The 19761-nt window shown below is 68.4% G+C and carries 22 protein-coding genes; 7 read left to right on the top strand and 15 right to left on the bottom strand.

Annotated features, from left to right (window positions below):
- Nucleotides 1-8 precede the first annotated feature (8 nt).
- The 5 genes from H556_RS0105805 to H556_RS0105785 all read right to left on the bottom strand — a co-directional run bounded on the left by H556_RS0105805 (nt 9) and on the right by H556_RS0105785 (nt 3699).
- Nucleotides 9-434, bottom strand: coding sequence for an acyl-CoA thioesterase (locus H556_RS0105805; RefSeq protein WP_024353544.1), 426 nt, complete (start codon nt 432-434; stop codon nt 9-11).
- Between the two features lie 19 nt (nt 435-453).
- Nucleotides 454-804 (bottom strand): Grx4 family monothiol glutaredoxin, encoded by a 351-nt coding sequence (grxD, locus tag H556_RS0105800; protein ID WP_003169676.1) that lies wholly within the window; start codon nt 802-804, stop codon nt 454-456.
- 111 nt (nt 805-915) lie between these two features.
- Nucleotides 916-2163, bottom strand: a complete 1248-nt coding sequence (locus tag H556_RS0105795; RefSeq protein ID WP_024353543.1) for a hypothetical protein — start codon at nt 2161-2163, stop codon at nt 916-918.
- A gap of 164 nt (nt 2164-2327) precedes the next feature.
- Nucleotides 2328-2708: a hypothetical protein gene (locus H556_RS0105790; protein ID WP_024353542.1), complete on the bottom strand. Its 381-nt coding sequence runs from the start codon at nt 2706-2708 to the stop codon at nt 2328-2330.
- Nucleotides 2709-2796: 88 nt separating this feature from the next.
- The gene (locus tag H556_RS0105785; RefSeq protein ID WP_024353541.1) at nt 2797-3699 is read right to left on the bottom strand and encodes a LysR family transcriptional regulator; all 903 of its coding nucleotides are present in this window, start codon (nt 3697-3699) and stop codon (nt 2797-2799) included.
- 56 nt (nt 3700-3755) lie between these two features.
- On the opposite strand from H556_RS0105785, the gene H556_RS0105780 reads away from it, so the two are divergent.
- Entirely contained in the window at nt 3756-4907 is a 1152-nt protein-coding gene (locus H556_RS0105780) for an MFS transporter (protein ID WP_024353540.1), read from the top strand.
- A gap of 29 nt (nt 4908-4936) precedes the next feature.
- The gene (gene yczE / locus H556_RS0105775; RefSeq protein WP_024353539.1) at nt 4937-5542 is read left to right on the top strand and encodes a membrane protein YczE; all 606 of its coding nucleotides are present in this window, start codon (nt 4937-4939) and stop codon (nt 5540-5542) included.
- Nucleotides 5543-5545: 3 nt separating this feature from the next.
- Here the strand turns inward: yczE and H556_RS0105770 are convergent, their stop codons facing one another.
- Entirely contained in the window at nt 5546-7186 is a 1641-nt protein-coding gene (locus tag H556_RS0105770) for a peptide chain release factor 3 (RefSeq protein ID WP_024353538.1), read from the bottom strand.
- A 158-nt stretch (nt 7187-7344) separates the two neighbouring features.
- On the opposite strand from H556_RS0105770, the gene H556_RS16460 reads away from it, so the two are divergent.
- Nucleotides 7345-7485 (top strand): hypothetical protein, encoded by a 141-nt coding sequence (locus tag H556_RS16460; protein WP_169469175.1) that lies wholly within the window; start codon nt 7345-7347, stop codon nt 7483-7485.
- Nucleotides 7486-7495: 10 nt separating this feature from the next.
- Here the strand turns inward: H556_RS16460 and H556_RS0105760 are convergent, their stop codons facing one another.
- The 3 genes from H556_RS0105760 to H556_RS0105750 form a co-directional block, all read right to left on the bottom strand.
- Complete coding sequence (locus tag H556_RS0105760; protein ID WP_024353537.1) at nt 7496-9151, bottom strand: DUF1570 domain-containing protein; 1656 nt, start codon at nt 9149-9151, stop codon at nt 7496-7498.
- A gap of 64 nt (nt 9152-9215) precedes the next feature.
- Nucleotides 9216-9596 (bottom strand): hypothetical protein, encoded by a 381-nt coding sequence (locus H556_RS0105755; protein ID WP_024353536.1) that lies wholly within the window; start codon nt 9594-9596, stop codon nt 9216-9218.
- A gap of 214 nt (nt 9597-9810) precedes the next feature.
- On the bottom strand, nt 9811-10140 hold the full coding sequence (locus H556_RS0105750) for a DUF1491 family protein (protein ID WP_024353535.1): 330 nt from the start codon (nt 10138-10140) through the stop codon (nt 9811-9813).
- A gap of 55 nt (nt 10141-10195) precedes the next feature.
- Here H556_RS0105750 and H556_RS0105745 point away from each other — a divergent pair, with 55 nt between their 5' ends.
- Both H556_RS0105745 and H556_RS0105740 read left to right on the top strand, forming a co-directional pair.
- A complete protein-coding gene (locus H556_RS0105745; protein ID WP_024353534.1) occupies nt 10196-11071 on the top strand; it encodes a hypothetical protein in 876 nt (291 codons plus the stop codon).
- Nucleotides 11072-11133: 62 nt separating this feature from the next.
- Nucleotides 11134-11769 (top strand): LysE family translocator, encoded by a 636-nt coding sequence (locus H556_RS0105740; RefSeq protein ID WP_024353533.1) that lies wholly within the window; start codon nt 11134-11136, stop codon nt 11767-11769.
- A gap of 16 nt (nt 11770-11785) precedes the next feature.
- On the opposite strand, the gene H556_RS0105735 is transcribed toward H556_RS0105740, so the two are convergent.
- Nucleotides 11786-13432, bottom strand: a complete 1647-nt coding sequence (locus H556_RS0105735) for a sensor histidine kinase (RefSeq protein ID WP_024353532.1) — start codon at nt 13430-13432, stop codon at nt 11786-11788.
- A 144-nt stretch (nt 13433-13576) separates the two neighbouring features.
- Here H556_RS0105735 and H556_RS0105730 point away from each other — a divergent pair, with 144 nt between their 5' ends.
- The gene (locus tag H556_RS0105730) at nt 13577-14014 is read left to right on the top strand and encodes a SufE family protein (protein WP_024353531.1); all 438 of its coding nucleotides are present in this window, start codon (nt 13577-13579) and stop codon (nt 14012-14014) included.
- Nucleotides 14015-14198: 184 nt separating this feature from the next.
- Here the strand turns inward: H556_RS0105730 and H556_RS0105725 are convergent, their stop codons facing one another.
- From H556_RS0105725 to H556_RS0105710, 4 genes are all read right to left on the bottom strand, one after another.
- Nucleotides 14199-15257, bottom strand: coding sequence for a linear amide C-N hydrolase (locus H556_RS0105725; RefSeq protein WP_245559423.1), 1059 nt, complete (start codon nt 15255-15257; stop codon nt 14199-14201).
- Between the two features lie 37 nt (nt 15258-15294).
- The gene (locus H556_RS0105720; RefSeq protein WP_024353529.1) at nt 15295-16089 is read right to left on the bottom strand and encodes a hypothetical protein; all 795 of its coding nucleotides are present in this window, start codon (nt 16087-16089) and stop codon (nt 15295-15297) included.
- A gap of 114 nt (nt 16090-16203) precedes the next feature.
- Nucleotides 16204-16920 carry a DUF6456 domain-containing protein gene (locus tag H556_RS0105715; protein ID WP_024353528.1) on the bottom strand — a complete coding sequence of 239 codons (717 nt, stop codon included), beginning with the start codon at nt 16918-16920 and terminating at the stop codon, nt 16204-16206.
- Nucleotides 16917-17288 (bottom strand): chromosomal replication initiator protein DnaA, encoded by a 372-nt coding sequence (locus H556_RS0105710; protein WP_024353527.1) that lies wholly within the window; start codon nt 17286-17288, stop codon nt 16917-16919. Before H556_RS0105710 ends, H556_RS0105715 begins: the two co-directional genes overlap by 4 nt.
- A gap of 373 nt (nt 17289-17661) precedes the next feature.
- On the opposite strand from H556_RS0105710, the gene ctrA reads away from it, so the two are divergent.
- On the top strand, nt 17662-18363 hold the full coding sequence (ctrA, locus tag H556_RS0105705) for a response regulator transcription factor CtrA (RefSeq protein ID WP_024353526.1): 702 nt from the start codon (nt 17662-17664) through the stop codon (nt 18361-18363).
- Between the two features lie 248 nt (nt 18364-18611).
- Here the strand turns inward: ctrA and H556_RS0105700 are convergent, their stop codons facing one another.
- Nucleotides 18612-19682 carry an endo-1,4-beta-xylanase gene (locus H556_RS0105700; RefSeq protein WP_024353525.1) on the bottom strand — a complete coding sequence of 357 codons (1071 nt, stop codon included), beginning with the start codon at nt 19680-19682 and terminating at the stop codon, nt 18612-18614.
- Between the last annotated feature and the right edge of the window lie 79 nt (nt 19683-19761).

The raw sequence follows: 19761 nt of genomic DNA, 5'->3' as shown, positions 1-19761 counted from the left end.
GCCGAAAACTAAGCCTGAAACGGCCCCAGCATCTCAGCCGGGATGCGGGCCGGGCGCAGGGTCTTGGCGTCGACCAGACACCATTCAGACAGCCCTTGAGCGCACAGGCGCCCTTGGGCGTCTTCGATGCGGACATAACGGTTGAAGCGCGGCCCCTGGGGGTCGCCAACCCAGGTGCGGGCGATCACGCCTGTCGCGCCCGGTTCGATGGCGCGCATGTAGTCGATCTCATGACGCAGGGCCAGCCAGGCCCATCTGGCGCGCGTTTCCTCGTCGAAACGCGCGTTCCAGTGCGCCGTGCCGACATCCTGCAGCCAGCCGACATAGACGACGTTGTTGACGTGGTTGTTCTCGTCGATGTGTTCCGGCCGCACGTCCAGCGGAACGACGAAGACCTCGCGGTCCTCACGCGGCTGAAGTTGCGGCCGGGCCATCGGTCAGGCTTCGCCCATCTTACGCTTCACCAAGGGCGACGCCCTTCTCGGCCATCAGGGCCTGAAGCTCGCCCGACTGGAACATCTCGCGCACGATGTCCGAGCCGCCGACGAACTCGCCCTTCACATAGAGCTGGGGGATGGTCGGCCAGTCGGTGAAGGCCTTGATGCCTTCGCGCAGGGCTTCGTCCTGCAGCACGTCCACGCCCACGAAGGGCGCGCCGACGTGATCCAGGATCTGAACGGCCAGCGAGGAGAAGCCGCAGCGCGGCGAGTCCGGCGTGCCCTTCATGAAGAGCACCACGTCATGCTCAGCCACCGCCTGGGCGATGAAGGCGTGGACGGGATCGGCGGCGGTTTGTTCGGTCACTGTGTCGAAACCCTTCTTGAGGAGCCCGTGAGCTAGGCGCCCTTTGGGGCCGGGTCAAGGCCGGGCCAGCACAGGGATAGTACAGGGGCAGTGCGGGGCGGACTTTGCGGCTCAGGCGGAATGCGTGCTGGCGGTCAGCCGTTCTGCCCGCTCCGCCAGCGTCTGGGCGCCGTATTCGCGCGCGGTCTGGGCGGCTTCGGTCAGCATCAGGCCGACGCCGCGCGGGCTTTCGCCGGTCCACCGCGCCCTTGCCAGGGCGACCCGCGCCAGGCCGATCTGCTCGGCGGCCCAGTCCAGCGGCGTGGCCGTGACCGAAGGCCGCGTCAGACGGCGCCGCAGGCTGGTCTCGATATCCAACAAGGCGGTCAGGTCGCCGGCGGCGCTGGCGCGGGCGGCGTCCTGGGACACGCGCTGTTCATGGGCCAGGGCGCCCAGGATCAGGCCGCCGCCTTCGGTCAGGGCCTCGGCCTGGATCAGCACCACCGACGGCAGGGTCTCGCGCTCGGCGCGCATGACCTGAATGGCGGACCAGTCCAGCGGGCTGTGATCGGGCGTGAACAACTGGGCGGCGACATCGAACATGGCCTGCGCCTGATCGCGGGCGGCCGGGGCGTCGGCGACGGCCGCAAGGGCCGCCATCCCCGCCGCGCAAAGGGCCAGAGCGCGGGCGCGGCTCAGCGGCCTCTGTTCCGGAGCGGCCGCCTCGACCAGGGCGCGCAGGTCGCGCCCGGCCTGATCCAGCATCTGGGGATCGCGCGCCGTCAGGCCGATCTCCAGCACCAGGGCGGCGCGGTCCAGTCGTATCTCGTCTTCCAGAGTGCGCGGGCCCTTCAGATTGGCCAGGGCGGTTTCCAGCAGGCTGGCGGCCTCGTTCATCTCCGACAGGCGGCCGGACAGTAGCGCCAGCCGCGCGCGCAGCCGGGCGTGCAGCGCCGCAGCCGCCGCCACCGTATCCACACGTCGCGCCGCAGGCAGGTCGCTCAACAGGTCGAGGGCGGCGGTCAGCCGTTCCGGCCCGCCGCGCAGGTCGAAGGCCAGCATGGCGCTTGTCGCCAGATCCAGGGCGGCGCGCACCGCCTGATCGCCGTTGGCGGCGTGTTTGGCGGCGTCGCGGCCACTGCTTTCGGCGCGCTCCACGCTGGCGGCCGCGCCGCAGCGGCGGGCGTGCTCGCGCCATAAGGCGGCGGCGCGCAGGGCTGCGTCGAACGGACGGGGGCATGAGACGCGCCCGGCGTCGGTGGATTGCTGGCGCGCCTCAACCTCGACCAGACCCACGCCGATCAGCTCCAGCCAGCCAAGGTCGTCGCTGTCGCGCGCCTTCTCGAACAGCCGTCTGAGATCTCTGCCGAATTCGAACATTCGCCTGTATCGCCGCCTGCATCGTCCCGCTTCGGGATCAAGAGGATGATCCCGGCATCGACCAAGCAAACGCAGCGCCGTTGGAACGGTTCGCCTTGGCTATGAAGACAAATTGTCGGGCGGGCGTCAGCGCGGGCCTCGGTCCTGCGGCGTCGCGGCGCCCCTCAACCCAGGCGGGGCGCCTTCTGGCGGCAGCGCTGCAGGGTGGCGCGGGCCTCGGATTCCCCGGCGGAAAGGCGACGCACGGCGTCCAGGCGCGCGCGGGTCTGTTCCGTTTCGGCCACGGCGGGATTGCGCCCGGCGACAGTCGCCGCCTGCATGGCCGCCAGCGACCAGTAGAGGGCGGCGTCATAGAGGGAGCGGCCATAACGGCTCTCTCCGCCCTCCAGTTCGGACGCCGCCTGTGTCAAACCGGCGCAACGCACCGCCTCGTCATAGGAGACGAGCCGGGCGCTGGGCGCTGGGGCCGCAGCCTGGGGCGAGGTCTGGGCCTGCGCCGAGGTCTGGGCCAGCGCCATGGCGGCGGTGACGGCAAGGATGAACATCAGAACTCCACAGGCGCGGGGAGCGCCGAACTGGCCCTACTAGAGAACCACGTCCCCGCGAAGGATGAAAGACGTGTTCAGCTAAGCTTCAGGTTGCATCCGGGGCGTCCGGCATGGCGCGGCCCTGATCTGCGAGCCAGCGCAGGAACTGACGGCGGCCTTTCGACATCTCGCCTGCGCCGGGAATGGCCGCCACGGCGCCGTTGTCGCGAGCGAAGCCGAACGGCGCCAGAAGCCGCCCGTCCGCCACCGCCTCGGCCGTCAGCGCCCACGGCAGGATCGCCGCGCCCCAGCCCGCCAGGGCGCCGTCCAGCGCAAAATGCAGATGGGCCACAGGACGCTCGTGCGCATCGGGCAGGCGCCGATCCGTCAGGCGGGCCCAGTCCTTCCACGCCGACAGATGGGTGCGCGGGGCCAGACGCGGCGCGTTCAGGACGTCCATCCGCGCATCGCGCCGGATCAGGGCTGGGGCGATCACCGGCCCGATCGCATTGGGAATGACGCGAATGGCGCCCAGGCTGTCGATGCGCGAGGCGTCCAGCAGCCGCAACAGCACATCGGCCCCTCGGCGGCTGACGGCGTGGGGCGCCAGTTCGACCAGATGAACCCGCACCTGCGGATACAGGCGGTTGAAGTCAGCCAGCCGGGGGATCAGCCATTTGACCGCCAGACTGGCGTTGGCGGCGACATGCAGGTCGCGCCCGTCGCTCCGCGCCTCGGCCACGGCGGCGGCGATCTGGTCGAAGGCGGCGGTCAGGCCAGGCAGGAGGCCCCGCCCCGCTTCCGTCAGCGTCAGGGCGTGACGCGGCCCCTCGAACAGGCGCAGGCCCAGTTGCGTCTCCAGCGCCTTGACCTGCCGGCTGACGGCGCTGTGGGTGACGTTCAGCTCGGCCGCCGCGCGGGTCGCGCTGCCGGTGCGCGCCATCGCCTCGAAGGCGCGCAGGGCGTTCAGCGAAGGCAGAGGCGCTGAGGCTGTGAGGTTTTCGAACATCTCGCGTTCGATAGGTCGCTTTCGCCACGCGGGCAAATCCGCTGACACAGCGCGCCATGTCGCGCCTCGCCGTTTCTCGCCTGATCATTCCCGTTCTGGGCCTTGGGATGATCGTTTCCTTCGCCTCCAACTACTATCTGCTCGGCGTGCTGGCCGAGCCCTTGGCGGTGGGCGTGGGTACGACGCCGGGGGTGGTGTTCACGGCCCTGTCGGGCGCATTTCTGGTCTCGGCGGCGCTCAGCCCGTTCGGCGGGCGTTGGATCGACCGGCGCGGCGGGCGCGAGGTGTTGTCGGCGGCGGGCGTCATCTTCGCCGTGGCCCTGACCCTGCTGGGGCTGGCGCGCGATCCGGTCGTCATGGTCGCCGGCGTGCTGATGCTGGGGGCGGGCATGGGCGTTGGGCTGTACGGCCCCGCCTACGCCGTGCTGGTGGCCCTGCATGGCGAGGCGGCGAAGAGGCCGATCACCGCCGTCTCCCTGCTGGGGGCCTTCGGCGGGGCGTTGGGCTGGCCGCTGACCTTGCTGATGATCGAGACTGTCGGCTGGCGCGGCGCCTGTTTCGTTTGGGCGGGGGCGCATGTCGTGCTGTGTCTGCCGCTCTATGGGGCCGTGCTGCCGGATGGGCGGGCCGGGGGCAGGCCTCCTGCGTCCGGGCGCGTGCGGTGGGATGGGACCATGATCCGGCTAGCCGTCCTGTTCGCCGGAGCCTGGTGGGTGGCGACGGCCATGAGCGCCCATCTGCCGCGTCTGCTGACCCGGCTGGGTCTGAGGCCCGCTGAGGCGGCTCTGGCCGCCGGACTGATGGCGGGCGCGGCCATCGCCGTGCGCCTGGTCGCCCTGGCGGCGCCGGGCAGAGGCTCGCCCGTCGCGCCGGCGCGGGCGGCGACCCTGCTGCATCCGTTCGGCGCCTTGGTCGCCTTCGTCGGCGGCAAGGGGACGGCGGGCGCTGTGGCGCTGGGGCAGGGGGCGGGCAACGGCCTGCTGGCGGTGGCCTCGGGAGTCCTGCCGCTGCATCTGTTCGGGCGCGAGGACTATGGCGCGCGACAGGCCCTTGTGCTGACGCCCGCCCGTTTCGTCCAAGCGGCGGCTCCGGCGCTTTACGGCGTGGTGCTGGACCGCTCGGCGGGGCTGGCCATGCTGCTGTCCAGCGGGGTCTGTCTGGTCATGTTCGCCATGACCTTCGGGCTCAGACGAAAGCCGGGCCTTTAATTCCCGGCGCGATCAGGCAGAAGGGGGCCATGTTCATGCGCCGCTTCATCCAGCTTCAATTCGGCCTGTGCCTGTATGGCGTCGCCGCCGCCATGATGGTGCGGGCCAACCTGGGCTTGGATCCGTGGAACGTCTTCCATCAGGGTCTGTCGTTGCGCACAGGCATGAGCCTGGGGACCGCCTCCATCCTGATGGGGGTGGTGGTGATGCTGACGTGGATTCCCCTGCGGCAGAAGCCGGGGATCGGCACCCTGTTCAACATCTTCGTCATCGGCCTGTCGATGGATGCGGCCCTGGCGGTCATGCCCGAGATGACGACCCTGCCGCTGCGGCTGGCCTTCATGGCGGGGGGCGTCGTGCTGACAGCGTTGGGCGCCGCGGCCTATATCGGGGCGGGCATGGGGACGGGACCGCGCGACGGCCTGATGGTCGGCCTGAACCAGCGGCTGGGATGGTCGATCCGCGTGTCGCGGATGCTGATCGAGCTCAGCGTCCTGGCCGGTGGCTGGCTGCTGGGCGGCTCGGTCGGCGTCGGCACGATCGTCTTCGCCGTGGGCATCGGCCCGCTGATCCAGATCTTCCTGCCGTGGTTCCAGGCGTTGGGGCGCGGCGAGAAGCGGGTCGCGCGCGCCTGATCATCAGCCGCGCTCCCTGGTCTTGCTGAAGGCGACCTTGGGGAAGCGTTCGGAGACATAGCCCGTCTCCCAGCTCGACTTGGCCAGGAAGACCGGGTTCTGGTCGATATCGGCGGCCATCTGGGGGCGGTATTTACCGGTGAAGTCCTCAAGGTCGGCCTTGGCGCCCCCCGATGCTGGAGTGACCCAGCGGGCCTCGGCGTAGGGGCTCGGCTCGAAGACGACGTCCAGGCCGTATTCCTCGCCCAGACGGTCGGCCATGACCTCGAACTGCAGCTGGCCCACGGCGCCGACGATGAAGTCCGCGCCCAGTTCCGGGCGGAACAGCTGAGTCACGCCTTCCTCGGCCAGACCGACCAGCGCCTTTTGCAGGTGTTTGGCCTTCAGCGGGTCCTTGACCCGGACGCGCTGCAGGATTTCCGGGGCGAAGTTGGGCAGGCCTGCAAAGCGCACCAGGCCGCTCTCCGACAGGCTGTCGCCGACGCGCAGCACGCCGTGGTTCGGAATGCCGATGACGTCGCCCGCATAGGCTTCTTCGGCCAGTTCGCGGTCCGAGGCGAAGAACATGATGGGGGCGTTGACCGACAATTGCTTGCCAGTGTTCTGGACCTTCAGCTTCATGCCGCGTTTGAAGCTGCCCGAGGCCATGCGGAACATGGCGATGCGGTCGCGGTGGTTGGGGTCCATGTTCGCTTGAACCTTGAAGACGAAGCCGGTGACTTCGTCCTTGCTGGGTTCGACCGTGATGTCTTCGGGCGCGGGGGCGTTGCGCGTTTCGGGCGGCGCCTCCTTGCGGGCGCTCATCGTCTTGGGCGGCGGCGCCCATTCGCCGATGGCCTTCAGCAGTTCCTCGATGCCGAAGTGGCGCAGGGCCGAGCCCCACAGCACGGGCGTCATGTGGCCTTCCAGAAACGCTTGATGATCGAACGGCTTATAGCCCGCCTCGACCAGTTCCAGCGCATCGACCATGTCGGCCTGCTCGTCGCCCTGGAAGAAGGCGGCGGCCTGATCGAAGGGCAGGGGCGCGGGGTGTTCGCCGTCGTTGTCGGCGGTCTTGCGGGTGTAGGGCTGGAAGCGACCCTGGCCGCCGACCTCGGCCAGACCGCGCAGGCGATTTCCGCTCTCAGCGGGCCACCAGATGGGCGAGGGGTCCAACTGCAGACGCGATGCGATCTCGTCCAGCAGGGCCATCGGGTCCTGCGCCTCGCGGTCCAGCTTGTTGATGAAGGTGATGATCGGGATGTCCCGCAGGCGGCAGACCTCGAACAGCTTCAGCGTCTGCGGCTCGATGCCCTTGGCGGCGTCCAGCACCATGATGGCGCAGTCGGCGGCGGTCAGGGTGCGATAGGTGTCTTCGGAAAAGTCTTCGTGCCCCGGCGTGTCCAGCAGGTTGAACATCTTGCCGTCGTGCTCGAACGTCATGACCGAGGCGGTGACCGAGATGCCCCGTTCCTTCTCGATCTTCATCCAGTCCGAACGGGCGCGGCGGTTTTCGCCGCGCGCCTTGACCGCGCCGGCCGCACGCACGGCGCCGCCCGCCAGCAGGATATGCTCGGTCAACGTCGTCTTACCGGCGTCCGGGTGGGCGATAATGGCGAAGGTCCGACGGCGATCGGCCTCCTGCGCGAGGGTCAGTTTGGACATTGAGCTTCCTTTAGGAGGCGCGACCTAGCGCGCCGGGGCTCAATTGTCGACGTTCACGATGGCGTGAGAGACCCTTCGCGTATGAAGGTTATTCGAGGCATGCTCGTTTTCGGGAGACGGCGGGCCATGAGTCCGCCGCACTAGGGAAGGGAAACATCATGGCTCTGGTTGATCCGGGCAAGGCCGCGCCTGCACCGAACGCGTCCAAGATTCATCCGCTGGTCTGCTTTCTGGCGGGGTTCGGCCTGATCGTCTTGGCGGCGGCGCTGGTGCATACAGTGTTCGGCGTCATTCTCTAGCGCCTTCATGTCAGGCGGCGTCGGCGGCCTGACCCGGCGCATCGGCGTCGTCTTCGTCGTCAGGCTCGGGTCCTGTTTCCAGCGGAGCCTGGTGCAGGGCCTGTCGCGCTCGGTTGATCATGGCCCGCGCCTGGCGCTTGTAACCGCTGGAATGGGGGCTGTTGGCCACCGGCGTCAGGACCGCGATCGCTTCCGGGTTCATGTCGCGCGCCATATAGGCGTGGGCCAACCGGGTGCGGCAGTCGAAGGACTGCGGCGCCAAGGCGCAGGCGACCTCCAGGGTGGAGATGTCGTTATCTGTCGGATAGCGCGGTTGTCCGTTCCGTACGTCGTTCAGACCCAGATAGATACGGAAATCCAGCGGTTCGGCATGCATGGCGCGAGCGAGATAGGCGGCGGCCTCACGGCGAAGGTCATTGGCATCGTCTATCGACTCCGCCCCGTCGGTCTGATCCAGCAGGGCCAGGGCGGCGACGCGCAGGACCTGGGCGTTGTTCGTGTTGGCGTCGAGGCTGGGCGCCAGAGCCGCCAGCGCCAGATCGGGGCGTTGCGACAGCCGGTGGGCACGGGCGGCGAGCAGACGGCCCATATCCGAATCCGCATGGCGTTCGCCCAGGGCGAAGGCCGAGCGGATCAACTCGGCACGGTTCTCTGCGGCTTGCCGCCTGGCGCGAGCTTGGCGCGCCTTCTGAGCGTCGGTTTGGGTATCGTCTTCGGCGTCGTCCTCGGCAGGCAGTTTGATCGGCGCATTGTCGAGGCGAACGTCCAGCCAGATGGCGTCCGCTTGGGCTTTCGACAGCCGGCTGATCGACACCTGTGGGTTCGTGACCGCAATCTGGGGCGAGGTCACATTGATGGCGCCGGAAATATAGCGCCAGACATCATGCTGAAGCTCGGCGGGAGTCCTGCCTGTCGCCGCCTGCATCGCAACGACGGAATCCTCACCACCGGCCACAGCCCCCAGATAGCGTCCCAGCATTCGGGTGCGTTCGGGCGTGCTCATGAAGTAGTGCGTCATGGCCCAGGACTGTGCGTAATAGCTATGTGCCGGGTAGCGCCCCGAATCCGAGATGCGCCACTTCAGAACATCCTCCATCTTGGCCCAGGCATTGAAGCCCATGGTCAGGGAGTTCATCCGGCCCGGATTATGCCGTCCGAACTGGATGCGGTTATCGGTGAGATTGGCGGTAGAGTAGAACTCTGCAAACCCTTCCACGAACCACGATGGGTAGGCGTTGGTCTTCATCTGGAACATGAAGTGGTGCGCGTATTCATGGAAGACGACAACGTCACCCATAGAGCTGCGGGTATCGACGATCGTGTATATGCGGCCGCTATTAGGCGAATAATAGCCCGCAACCCCTTCGCTGATGCCGGGAGACATACGGTTCATGTCGCGTCGACCATCGGCCATGAAGATCTCCAGCTTGGGGATCTCATGGTCGGTCGGGATGGGATAGTAGGTTCGCAGCAGGGCGTCGAAACGCTCGACCTTCTGGGCGTAACGCCGCAGGCTGCCTTCCGAGGTGTCGCCATAGACGATGAAGTGGTCGGTTTCGGCCCGGAGCCATTCCGCCAGGGCCGGCGATGCGGCGAAGCTGCTTAGAGCTGATGCGACGGCCAGCGCTGCGCCGCGCTTCAGGCGAAACCGCATTTTCTTGTTCATCGCCCCTTCGTCCCCCCAAGGCTGAGGAGCAAAACGTAAAGAACGATGGTGTGTTAGGGAAGCCCTAAGCGGCCAGACGGCTCCAGACTGTCTTGTCGGCCGTGGCGGCGTCTAGGGCGCCGCGACGCGCGCGCTGATGCAGGTGACGCAGCACGATCTCGGGCAGGGCGCAGAAGCGCGGCTCGACCAGTTCAGGCGCGCAGCCGGCTTGCGGCGCCGCGAACAGGGCGGCGCTGACGCCTTCGGCCTTGTGGGCGATCAGCCAGGCCAGACGGCGTGCGCGGGCGGGATCGTTGTGGTGAAGCAGCGGGTCTTCGGAGAACAGCTCGCAGCCCATCTCCAGCACATAGTCGAACGACAGGTTCTCGAACCGACGCACGTCGTGGCTCGGGGCCGGGCAGGCCTCGTCCAGATCGAAGACGACGTCGTTCAGAAGAAACAGCATGGACCGCGCCCGCTCGCAGGACCGTTCTGGCCCCATGCGACGGGTTGTATAGCGCCAGCGCTTGCGGTCCGGTTCACGAACGCGGTGAACGGGCCGGTTACTATTCTTTAGGTCGCCCTAACGCGCTTTGCGCTGCTTGAGGGCTTTTTTAAAGAGGCCCTACCGGCCTTTGGCCTGCTTGAGGGCCGATGAAGCCTCTCCTATCGGGAGAGGGTCAGCCTTGCGTCTTCTCAGTCAGGAAGTGGCGGCCTTGACGGTCCTCGATCTCGACGATCCAGAGGTCGGGGTCATAGCGGCGCTGGCGGTCCAGATAGGCGTCCAGTTCGCTCTCGAACTCGCTGGCGACGGGCTGGATCCACAGGGGTTCGCCGTCCTGGCCGGTCGCCTCGGTCCACAGACGGGCGGTGCGGGTCGCGGGGTCATAGGCCTTGACGATGACGGCCCCGGCGCGGGCGTCGCCCTTTTTCACCACCACGGCGTTAGCGCCCTCAAGCTCGGCGCGGCGGATCAGGGCGCCGACCCAGACGTCAGTGGAAAGAAGCAATTGGTTCACCCTGTTTGGACACGGACCCGGAACCGGCGGCGGCTAGGGTGGCTGCATGAAGATAGCGCCGTCGCCCCGCATAGTCAGCAGAACGCTGGCCGCGATCGTCGCCCTGACCCTCGCGGCCGGGACGGCGACGGCTGCCCAGAATCTTGGCTCCGACGTCTACTATGAGCGCGCCTTCGTGCGGGCGGCGCAGGACAAATGCCGCCTGTTCGAGCCGCGCCTGACGCAGGCGCTGGAAGCGGCGACGCTGCAGGCGCGCGGGGCGGCCCTGCGCGCCGGGCGTCCGGCGGCAGAACTGGCCGCCACGGCCGAGCGGGCCAAGGCGCGGGCCGAGGCCACCCCCTGCAACGACGCCGAGTTGGAACGGGTCAAGGCGCGGGTGCGCCACGCCTTCGCCGGATGGTCGCGGGCGGCGCGGATCAACTTCCCCGGCGACAGGGCCGTCTGGAGCGCCGACCGTTTCGAGAGCGCCCACAACGGCTGGCGCCTGTTTCAGGACGGGGCGACCGGCGCCTCGCCCGTGCGCTTCGGTCTGACCGGCAAGGCGCCGCAGGAGGCGCATCCGGCGGCGGTCGTCTCCTTCGTCGGCAAGCCCCGGCCCTATGCCGCGCGCATCGTCATGCGCGACTCAGCGCGCTCGCCCCGGCCGTGGCTGGGCGCAGACGGCCTGCCGCCGGACGCCGCGCGTCGCGCGGTCTTCGCCGCGGGGTCCGACCTCGCGCCGCGCGATCTGCTGGGCTCAGGCGCGCGGGCGGGCGAGGTCTGGCGCTTTCCCAACAGCGCGGTTGAAGCGCTGGCGACGCTGGACCCGCGCGAGCCCTTCCTGATCGAGTTCCTGTTCCGCGACGACAGCGTGGCGACGGCGCGGTTCGAGGCGGGCGACTTCGCCGCCGCCCGCGCCTTCCTGGCTATGGGCCCGGTTTAACCGCCCGCTTTCGCAGCGGCAGGCGGTTGCGATCCGAGGCGCCGCCGTGTTCCAGTGCGCCCATGTTCGATCCCGCCCTGTTCGCCGCTTTTCTGGTCGCCATCACCATTCTGACCATCACGCCGGGGGTGGACACTGCGATGGTGTTGCGATCGGCGGCGGCCGAGGGCGCGCATTCAGCCGTCTTCGCCGGGGCGGGCATTCTGCTGGGGTGCCTGATCTGGGGCGCGGCGGTATCGCTGGGGTTCGGCGCGCTGCTGCGGGTGTCCGAACTGGCCTATACGGCGGTGAAGTGGGCGGGCGCGGCCTATCTGGTCTGGCTGGGTGCGCAGATGCTGTTCAAGCCGCGCCAGAGCCTCGGCGAGCCGGGCGCCGCCCCGCCCCCTAGCGCGGCGGTCGCCTTTCGGCGGGGCCTGCTGACCAATCTGCTGAACCCCAAGATCGGCGTCTTCTATGTGACCTTCCTGCCCCAGTTCGTGCCGCCCTCCGTGTCTGAGGGGGCGAATGTGGCGGGCTTCACCTTCTTCCTGGTCGGGGTGCATGTGGCGCTGACCATCGTCTGGTTCGCCGGGCTGATTTTGGCGACGGCGCCGCTGGGCCGCTTTCTGCGTCGTCCGGCTGTGGTGCGCACGATGGACCGGGCGGTCGGCGCGATCTTCATCGGCTTCGGCCTGAAACTGGCCGCGTCGCGCGTCTGACGGCTCTGTTGAGGGGTCAGGTTTCGGCGAGCACGGGCAGGCGCAGGGCGGCGGCCGTGCCCTCGCCCAGGGTGCTGTCCAGGCTCAACGTCCCGCCATGCAGCTCGGCCAGGGCGCGGACGAGGGCCAGCCCAAGCCCGGAGCCTTTCGCCTTCTGTTCGGCTTCGCCCGCCTGCTCATAGGGACGCCCCAGCCGCGCCAGATCGGCCCTGGCGATGCCGACGCCGGTGTCGGCGACGATCAGTTCCAGCATGGTTCCCGCCGCCTGCGCCGAGGCCGTGACCGTCCCGCCCATCGGGGTGAACTTCACCGCGTTCGACAACAGGTTCAGCGTCATCTGCTTCAGCGCCCGACGGTCGGCCCGGATCATCAGCGGTTCGGGCGGCAGGACGGCGTTCAGCGCCACCCCCTTGTCCTCGGCCTGAATACGCACCAGCGCCAGTCCGGCCGTCACCGCTTCGCGCGCGTCGAAACGCTCCAGCGCCAGTTCATAGCGGTCGGCCTCGATGCGGCTGACGTCCAGCACGTCGTTGATCAGGTCCAGCAGGTGGCCGCCCGCCTCGTGGATCGAGCGGGCGTAGTCGGCGTAGCGCGCCGGGACCGGGCCGAACAACTCCTGCCGCATGGCGTCCGAAAAGCCGATGACGGCGTTCAGCGGGGTGCGCAGCTCGTGGCTCATATGGGCCAGAAAGCGCGACTTGCCGGCGCTCTGGGCCTCGGCCTCCATGCGGGCGGCGTCCAGTTCGGCTTCGCGGGCGTACTGCAAGGTGGCGTCCAGAGCCTGAACGATCAGGCGAGAGCCGCCGTCATCCATGCGCCGCGCCGTCAGGAGGATGCGGCGGTCCAGCGCCAGACGCGGCGTAAAGCGGACCTGGGCCTCGCCCAGATTGCGCGCGCAGGCCAGCGCAGCCAGGACGGCGGGGCGGTCGGCAGGGTCGACGGCCGACAGCAGTCCCTCCTTGAACAGCGGCTCGACCGGCAGGGCGGCGGGCGCTGCGCCATAGGCGGCCAAGGCGCGCAGGTCCTGGTTCAGCGCCAGGGTCAGGGCGGGCTGACCGGCCAGCAAGGTCTCGACTCCGGCCACGTCGGCCTCGGCGACCTCCATCCGGCGGGCCGCGCGGCGGGCGCCGAGGAACAGGGCGGCCGTGGTCGCGCCCGCTGTCATCAGGGCCGAGACACCCGCCGTGGTCGCGGCCGCCATCGGCGCGCCCAATAGCCAGCCGGACAGCAGGCCCGCCCCCGCCGCCCCCGTCGCGGCTATGGCGGCGACCAGCACGCGGCGACGGCCGCCCAGCGCCAGCCCGGCCGCCAAGGGCGCGAACACGAAGCCCGTCAGCGGGCCGCCCGCTCCGCCGCTGAGCGCTGCGCTCGCCAGCGCCGCCAGCGTCCACAGCGTCAATAGGGCCGAACGAGCCTCGTCATCGTCGCGACGCAGCAGGGTCAGCCCTGCCAGCCCTGGCGCGGCCATGACCCCCAGAGCCAGCAGCAGGGGCGCCGCCGTCCCAGCTGCCTCGGCGCCGGTCCCTGCGCCGGTGGCGAACAGGGCCGTCACGCCGACAGCCGCCGCCCAGCCCGCATGCCAGGCGGCCACGGCGGCGCCGTCCCCGGCGTCGTGCACCTCGGGGCGGCGGATCGGATCAAGCAGGGCGGTGTGGGGCTTCAAGGGCGCTGTAGGCGGATGGAATGAAAACAACTGTATATCTAGGCCGCGTCGTTCCAAGCCCCTAGGGCGCTCGCCTGTAGGGGGAGCGGCGTCCGAAGCGCGGCCCCGGTTGTGATCACGGCGGCAGGAGCTTATGTCGCGCCCATGACTTCCGCCGCCGCTCCCGCCCGCTCCATCGACGAGATCCTGGCCGAACTGGTCGAAGAGTTCGACCTGTTGGGCGACTGGGAAGGGCGGATCGAATACGTCATCGACCTGGGCAAGGACCTGCCGCCCCTGCCCGAAGAGGCGCGGGTCGAGGCGAACAAGGTGCCGGGCTGCGCCGCCCAGGTCTGGCTGTCGATGCGGCCGCAGGGCGGGCGGCTGTTCTTCGACGCCGACAGCGACAGCGCCCTGTCCAAGGGCAATATCGCCCTGCTGCTGCGGCTCTATTCGGGGCGTCTGCCGGACGAGATTCTGGCGTTCGACGCCCGCGCTGCGCTGGACCGGCTGGGCCTGCCCTCGGCCCTGACGCGCCAGCGCGCCAACGGCCTGAACAGCATGGTCGGCCGCATCCGCGAGGCGGCGCTGGCGGCGAGTTGACGTCAGAATAGAGCGTCACGCCTTTCCCTCCCCTTCATGGGGAGGGTGGCTGAGCCTGTAAGGCGAGGCCGGGTGGGGCGGCGAAGCTATTCAGATGCTGAGCCCCGATCGCGAGGCCCTTCCCACCCGGTCGCTGCGCGACCTCCTTCCCCATGAAGGGGAGGGAGAGACGCTGCGTTCGGGCTTACTGCTGCGGGCCGAGGAAGGCGAAGGCCCGCGCGTTGCTGAACTTGGCGGTGGCGTCGCCTGCATGGGTGTTGATCTGGTTCTCGCCCAGCTCCAGCCGTTTGACCGGGGCGCGTTCAGAGAAGTCGATCTTCTTCAGGTCCACCCAGAAGGTGTTCGGCGTCAGGGCCGACTCGAAGAAGTACAGCTTGCGCTTGTGATCCACGACGGTCCGCCAGCGGGTCGAGGAGATGTTCGGCTGGTCCGGGGTCGAGATGCCGAACGGCACCGAGACGTTGCGGATTACGCTGAACACGCTGGCCACGGCCATGTTCTGGTCTTCGAACTTGGGAATGGCGTTGGCGTAGAAGGAGGCGCGTGCATAGCGGTCGGCGGCCCGGTTGGTGCCCGGCAGCATGACCGTGCCGCCGATGCCCTGCCAATAGGTGTTCAGCGCCAGCTGCTGATCGAAGGTCGGCGAGTTGGTCATCACCTGGTAGTCGCGGCTGTGGTGCACGACCAGCTTGCCGTCGATGTATTCGAAGATGGCGCTGTCGCCGCTGCTGTCCGACAGGGACAGGTGCAGGGTGGTCAGCCGCTCCTGACCCGGCACATTGTCGCTGATCAGAACGAAGGGCTCGTCGCGCAGGCCTTCGACGGCCTCAGCCACGGTGGCGTAGTTGTCCAGCGCATACTGCGCCCAGGCGGCGATGCTGAGGGCGGGCTTGTTCGGGTCGTAGGTCGGGTATTGCGACTCGACCAGCCACAGGACGTTGGCGACCAGACCCATTTCGTTCACGCCGTCGACGGTCGAGATGTCATAGCCGCTGGCGATGACGCTGCCGTATTTGGACGTCCAGGTCAGGGAGTTGGGACCGCCGGACCCGTCCCGCGCCATGCCGCGCGGAAAGATCCACAGGTTGGTCATGATCTCGTCCTTCCAGTCCATCGACCGGGCCGTGATCACCGCGCCGTCGTGGCCGTGGTAGACAAGGCGCGTGCACGCCTCGGCCGCCGGAACGGCCATCATGAAGGCGGCGGCCAGGGCGGCGACGCCCTTCTTCATTCCGTTACGCATGTCGTCTCCTTGGGAGTGAGGGGTCGTGAGGGAAGGGTCAGTAGGTCAGCGACAGGCCCAGCACCGGGCCGTGGCGCGTCACCTTCCAGTCGAAGCGCTGGCCGGTGAAGTCATCCTGCTCATAGTTCTGATGCAGCAGGCGATAGCCGGCGTTGATCGAGACCGCGCCCCCCGCCAGCGGGGTGCGATAGGAGGCCAGCGCCTGCCACGACAGGCTGTGGCGATCGTCGTCGCCCAAGCCCCCAGCCTCGGCTTGGGCGCGCAGGGTCCAGTGTTCGGACACATCGCCCTCGACCCGCAGGCCCAGCAGCAGGTCGGTCCACTCGGCGCCCTTCTGAGTGGCGCCCAGCGGCGTGTTCAGATCGGCCCGCAGCTTGCTCCAGCGGGCGCCGACCAGCGGCTCGACGCGCAGGCTGCGCGCGTCGCCGAAGGCGGTGCGGCCGCCCAGCGGATCGTCCACGAGACGATAGAGGACGCCTGCCGAAACCGTGGTCGATCGGGTGCCCAGCTCGGCCGGGACGCCCATCAGGGACACGCCCTCATTGGTCCTGGCATATTGATAGTCGATGACGCCCGCCCAGCGGCCGCGACGCACCTCGATGTCGCCCATGACGACGCTTTCCAACTGGTCGAAGGCGTCCGAGGCGGAGACGTCGACCGGCGCCTTGTGCCCGGCCAGCCTGACGTTCCCATCCAGCGAGGTGGCCCAGACATAGGGGCTGACCGTGACGCGCCACAGCTCGCCCGCGCTGGGTTGGGCAAAGGCGGAGGCGCCGCCCGACAGGGCCAGAAGCAAGCCCAGAACATGTGCGGCTGGACGGAAGAATGTCATGGGAATTCTGCTCGCGGCGACCGAAAGGATCGCCTCTGGGTAGAGCATCCATGCTTAAGCAATGATGGATCGACAATCGCTGATTGCATGCCGAAATGCCGCAGTTCGGCCGGATCAACCGATGCCGTAATGCTCCGCCAGCGCCTGCAGCCCCTGTTTGAGCAGGGTCTTGCCCTGACGGCGGCGTAAGGACAGCGCCTGTTCGGCCAGTTGCAGCGACGTGCCGTGGATGCAGACCTGTTCGACCATGGCGCGAAGGCGCGGGCCGCAGGCCTCCAGCGCCGCCTGCACCCGAGCCGAGGCGGAGATGGCGCGGTCGCTGGGCTCGACCCGTCCCGCGCCGCCGCCGGAGCCGCTGCGGGGCAGGCCGTCCCAGCGCATGGTCATGGTGGGACCGGCGGCGGCGATCTCGGCTTGGGCGCGCAGCCGCTCGCCCGCCGCGACCTCGGCCGGGGTCAGCCAGGGGCGGCCCGACTGATCCTTGCGTCGCGCCAGCCACAGGATCGGGCTCTCGCCCAGATTGGCGCGGCGCAGCGTCAGGCGGCCGTCTGCTTCCATCACCGCCCGTTCGCCCTCGATGACGCCGGGGCGGCCGGGTGGGGGCGAGGCGGGGGCGTGGTCGTTGGCCGCGCGGGGCAGCCAGCCGCCGCCTTCGCGCAGCCGCAGTCCAGGCCGTTCGATCACGGCGCGGAAGGCGGCCTCGTCCAGGGTCAGCACCACCCGGCTGCGCCGGTCGCCGCCGAGACGCAAGGGATAGGCGCCGTTCGCCTGGTCCAGCCAAGCGCCGGGCCGTTGCAGCAGGCTGCGCGCGCGTTCCAGTTGACGGCTCATCGGCGGCCTCCGGTTTCGGGCGCCAGATCGACCAGCGGCAACTCCATCACCGCCCGCAGCGACCCCTCCAGCCCATCCATCAGCGCGTCATAGTCGGGCCGGTCGCGTTCATCCTCGGCCCAGCGGCAGGCCGCGCCCGCCGTCGCCCGGTTCAGGCCGAAGGCGTGGGCCACCCGCTCCAGCGGCCAGCCGAAGGAGACGTGCGCCAGGTACATGGCCGACCAGCGCGCCCGGCAGGCCCGGGGCCGCACCCGCTCGCGCCGCGTCATTTCCGCGACCGGCACGCCCAGGGCCAGACCTGACAGCGACAGGGCGGCGTCCGCCCGGATACGGTCGCCCTCCGTCACCGGCACGCGATAGGGTTCCATGATCTGCGCTTCCTCCCGTCATTCTTGTGGATGCCGCCATTATGAGTGCGTGCGGCGGCTGCGTTAGGAATGTTATCCTATGAGGCGTCAGAAGCGGTCGTTTCCCCAGGCGGGGCCGGGCATCGGCGGGGGCGGTTGTGCACGCCCCCTGTGGAAGACGCGCTAAAGGTCAACAGGGGAATGCGGCGCCCGCCGTAAATAAATTAACGAATCCTTGACTCGGGACTCTGGACGGCGATTCGCAAATCACCCTACGCGTTCCATATCGGGATCCGTTAACCCTTCTTAAGGTTTTGGCCCGTTAACGTTGGAACAAGGTTACCCGGCCGTATCTCACGTGCGGTCATCCCTAGCTTTGCCTGGAGGGGCATTAATGCGCGTCCTGTTGATCGAAGACGACCACGCGACGGCTCAAAGCATCGAGCTGATGCTGAAGTCGGAAGGGTTTAACGTCTACACTACCGACCTGGGTGAGGAAGGCATCGATCTGGGCAAGATCTATGACTACGACCTCATTCTGCTCGACCTGAACCTGCCGGACATGAGCGGGCTTGAGGTTCTGCGCCAGCTGCGCAACGGCAAGATCAACACCCCGGTGATGATCCTCTCGGGCAGCCATGAGATCGACACCAAGGTCAAGACCTTCGGCGGCGGCGCCGACGACTATCTGACCAAGCCCTTCCACAAGGACGAGCTGATCGCACGCACCCACGCCGTGGTCCGCCGGTCCAAGGGCCACGCCCAGGCCATCATCCACACCGGCGAGATCGCGGTGAACCTGGACGCCAAGACCGTCGAGGTGAACGGCCACCGCGTGCACCTGACCGGCAAGGAATATCAGATGCTGGAGCTGCTCTCCCTGCGTAAGGGCACGACCCTGACCAAGGAGATGTTCCTGAACCACCTGTACGGCGGCATGGACGAGCCGGAGCTGAAGATCATCGACGTCTTCATCTGCAAGCTGCGCAAAAAGCTGGCGACGGCCGCCGGCGGCAAGCACTACATCGAAACCGTCTGGGGCCGCGGCTACGTCCTGCGCGACCCGGCCGAAGGCGCTGCGACCGTCGCCGCCTGAACAGATCCCGCCTGAGCCTCCACTCAGGAACGATCCAGAAACGCCCGCCGATGAACTCGGCGGGCGTTTTTTTATGTCCTTCTCCTCTTGTGGGAGAAGGTGGGCGCCGGAGGCGCTCGGATGAGGGGTGTCGGCGCGTCTTCTGACGTTCTGAGATCAAGCGGTGGCGACAATCCTTCAGCTCGGGGCGCGCACACCCCTCATCCGTCAGGCTCCGCCTGCCACCTTCTCCCACAAGGGGAGAAGGATTATTGCGCAAACGCTTCCGTCAGCACGCCGAACATCGGATTGGGCCTGCCTGCGTCATTGAACAGCAGGGGGCTGTCCTGGCCGTCGTCGTTCTTGCCGCGGCGCAGCCAGGAGTCGCTGTCGCGCACGCCCCAGACGGTGAAGGCGAAGCGCTGGGCGGTAGGCAGGTCCATGAAGGCCTCGGCCAGTTCGGTCACGCGCGCGCTCTGCTGCTCGCGGCGCTGGGCGCGGGGGCGCAGGTCGGGCATCCGGCCGCCGCGCTTTAATGTGGCGTCCAGTTCGGAGACATGGATAGGCAGGCCGAACTGGCGCGCTTCGTTCATGAAGGCGGCGATCTGGCCGCCGGGGATTTCGATATCGAGGTGGGACTGGATGCCGATGCCCTGCACCGGGGCGCCCGCCTTCAGAAGCCGTTCGACCAGACGCAGGAAGGCCGCGCCTTTCTTGGGCGTATTCTCCAGGTTGTAGTCGTTCAGAAACAGGGTCGCCTCGGGCGCGGCGATGCGGGCCTGTTCGAAGGCGCGGATGATATAGGCGTCGATCCCGCCCAGACCCCGGCTCCAGACGCAGTCGCGATAGCCGCTGCCGTCATCCTCGACCGGCTCGTTGACCACGTCCCAACCGACGATCTGGCTGCGCCAGCGCCCGGCCACCTCGGCGATATAGCGGTCGTGTTCGGCGATGAAACGTGGGCGGTCATCGACGATGGCGGTGAACCAAGGATGCTCCTGCGCATACCAGATCAGGGCGTGGCCGAAGAGGCGGATGTCCAGATCGCGCGCGAAATAGGCGATGCGGTCCGGGGCGTCGAAACGCAGGGAGCCGTCCTTTTGCAGGATGTACTCCATCTTCATCTCCCACTCGGGCGTGAGCTGGGAGAAGTGGGTGGAGACGAGGCGGAACCAGTCCTGATCCGACAGCTGGCCAGACATGGCGACCGTGCCGACGGGGAAGGGGGCGACGGACTTCAGCGGGCGGATAGGACCGGCAGGCGCCGCTTCGGGCGCCTCGCCCGCACCGCACGACGCGAGCGCGAGGGTTGAGGCCAGCAGGACACGACGGTCGATCACAGCGCTTCTCCCTCCCCTTCATGGGGAGGGTGGTCGCGAAGCGACCGGGTGGGGAGGGCCTGGTGATCCTGGCCTCGGC

Source organism: Brevundimonas naejangsanensis DSM 23858, from assembly GCF_000421705.1.
Taxonomy (GTDB): Bacteria; Pseudomonadota; Alphaproteobacteria; order Caulobacterales; family Caulobacteraceae; genus Brevundimonas; species Brevundimonas naejangsanensis.
This window is presented reverse-complemented; position numbering and strand designations above follow the sequence as displayed.

Excerpts from the sequence above, each read along its gene's own strand:
- H556_RS0105805 (WP_024353544.1), bottom strand. The coding sequence starts at position 434 with ATGGCCCGGCCGCAACTTCAGCCGCGTGAGGACCGCGAGGTCTTCGTC.
- H556_RS0105795 (WP_024353543.1), bottom strand. The coding sequence starts at position 2,163 with ATGTTCGAATTCGGCAGAGATCTCAGACGGCTGTTCGAGAAGGCGCGC.
- H556_RS0105790 (WP_024353542.1), bottom strand. The coding sequence starts at position 2,708 with ATGTTCATCCTTGCCGTCACCGCCGCCATGGCGCTGGCCCAGACCTCG.
- H556_RS0105785 (WP_024353541.1), bottom strand. The coding sequence starts at position 3,699 with ATGTTCGAAAACCTCACAGCCTCAGCGCCTCTGCCTTCGCTGAACGCC.
- H556_RS0105780 (WP_024353540.1), top strand. The coding sequence starts at position 3,756 with ATGTCGCGCCTCGCCGTTTCTCGCCTGATCATTCCCGTTCTGGGCCTT.
- yczE (WP_024353539.1), top strand. The coding sequence starts at position 4,937 with ATGTTCATGCGCCGCTTCATCCAGCTTCAATTCGGCCTGTGCCTGTAT.
- H556_RS0105770 (WP_024353538.1), bottom strand. The coding sequence starts at position 7,186 with ATGTCCAAACTGACCCTCGCGCAGGAGGCCGATCGCCGTCGGACCTTC.
- H556_RS16460 (WP_169469175.1), top strand. The coding sequence starts at position 7,345 with ATGGCTCTGGTTGATCCGGGCAAGGCCGCGCCTGCACCGAACGCGTCC.
- H556_RS0105760 (WP_024353537.1), bottom strand. The coding sequence starts at position 9,151 with ATGAACAAGAAAATGCGGTTTCGCCTGAAGCGCGGCGCAGCGCTGGCC.
- H556_RS0105755 (WP_024353536.1), bottom strand. The coding sequence starts at position 9,596 with ATGCTGTTTCTTCTGAACGACGTCGTCTTCGATCTGGACGAGGCCTGC.
- H556_RS0105745 (WP_024353534.1), top strand. The coding sequence starts at position 10,196 with ATGAAGATAGCGCCGTCGCCCCGCATAGTCAGCAGAACGCTGGCCGCG.
- H556_RS0105740 (WP_024353533.1), top strand. The coding sequence starts at position 11,134 with ATGTTCGATCCCGCCCTGTTCGCCGCTTTTCTGGTCGCCATCACCATT.
- H556_RS0105730 (WP_024353531.1), top strand. The coding sequence starts at position 13,577 with ATGACTTCCGCCGCCGCTCCCGCCCGCTCCATCGACGAGATCCTGGCC.
- H556_RS0105725 (WP_245559423.1), bottom strand. The coding sequence starts at position 15,257 with ATGCGTAACGGAATGAAGAAGGGCGTCGCCGCCCTGGCCGCCGCCTTC.
- H556_RS0105720 (WP_024353529.1), bottom strand. The coding sequence starts at position 16,089 with ATGACATTCTTCCGTCCAGCCGCACATGTTCTGGGCTTGCTTCTGGCC.
- H556_RS0105715 (WP_024353528.1), bottom strand. The coding sequence starts at position 16,920 with ATGAGCCGTCAACTGGAACGCGCGCGCAGCCTGCTGCAACGGCCCGGC.
- H556_RS0105710 (WP_024353527.1), bottom strand. The coding sequence starts at position 17,288 with ATGGAACCCTATCGCGTGCCGGTGACGGAGGGCGACCGTATCCGGGCG.
- ctrA (WP_024353526.1), top strand. The coding sequence starts at position 17,662 with ATGCGCGTCCTGTTGATCGAAGACGACCACGCGACGGCTCAAAGCATC.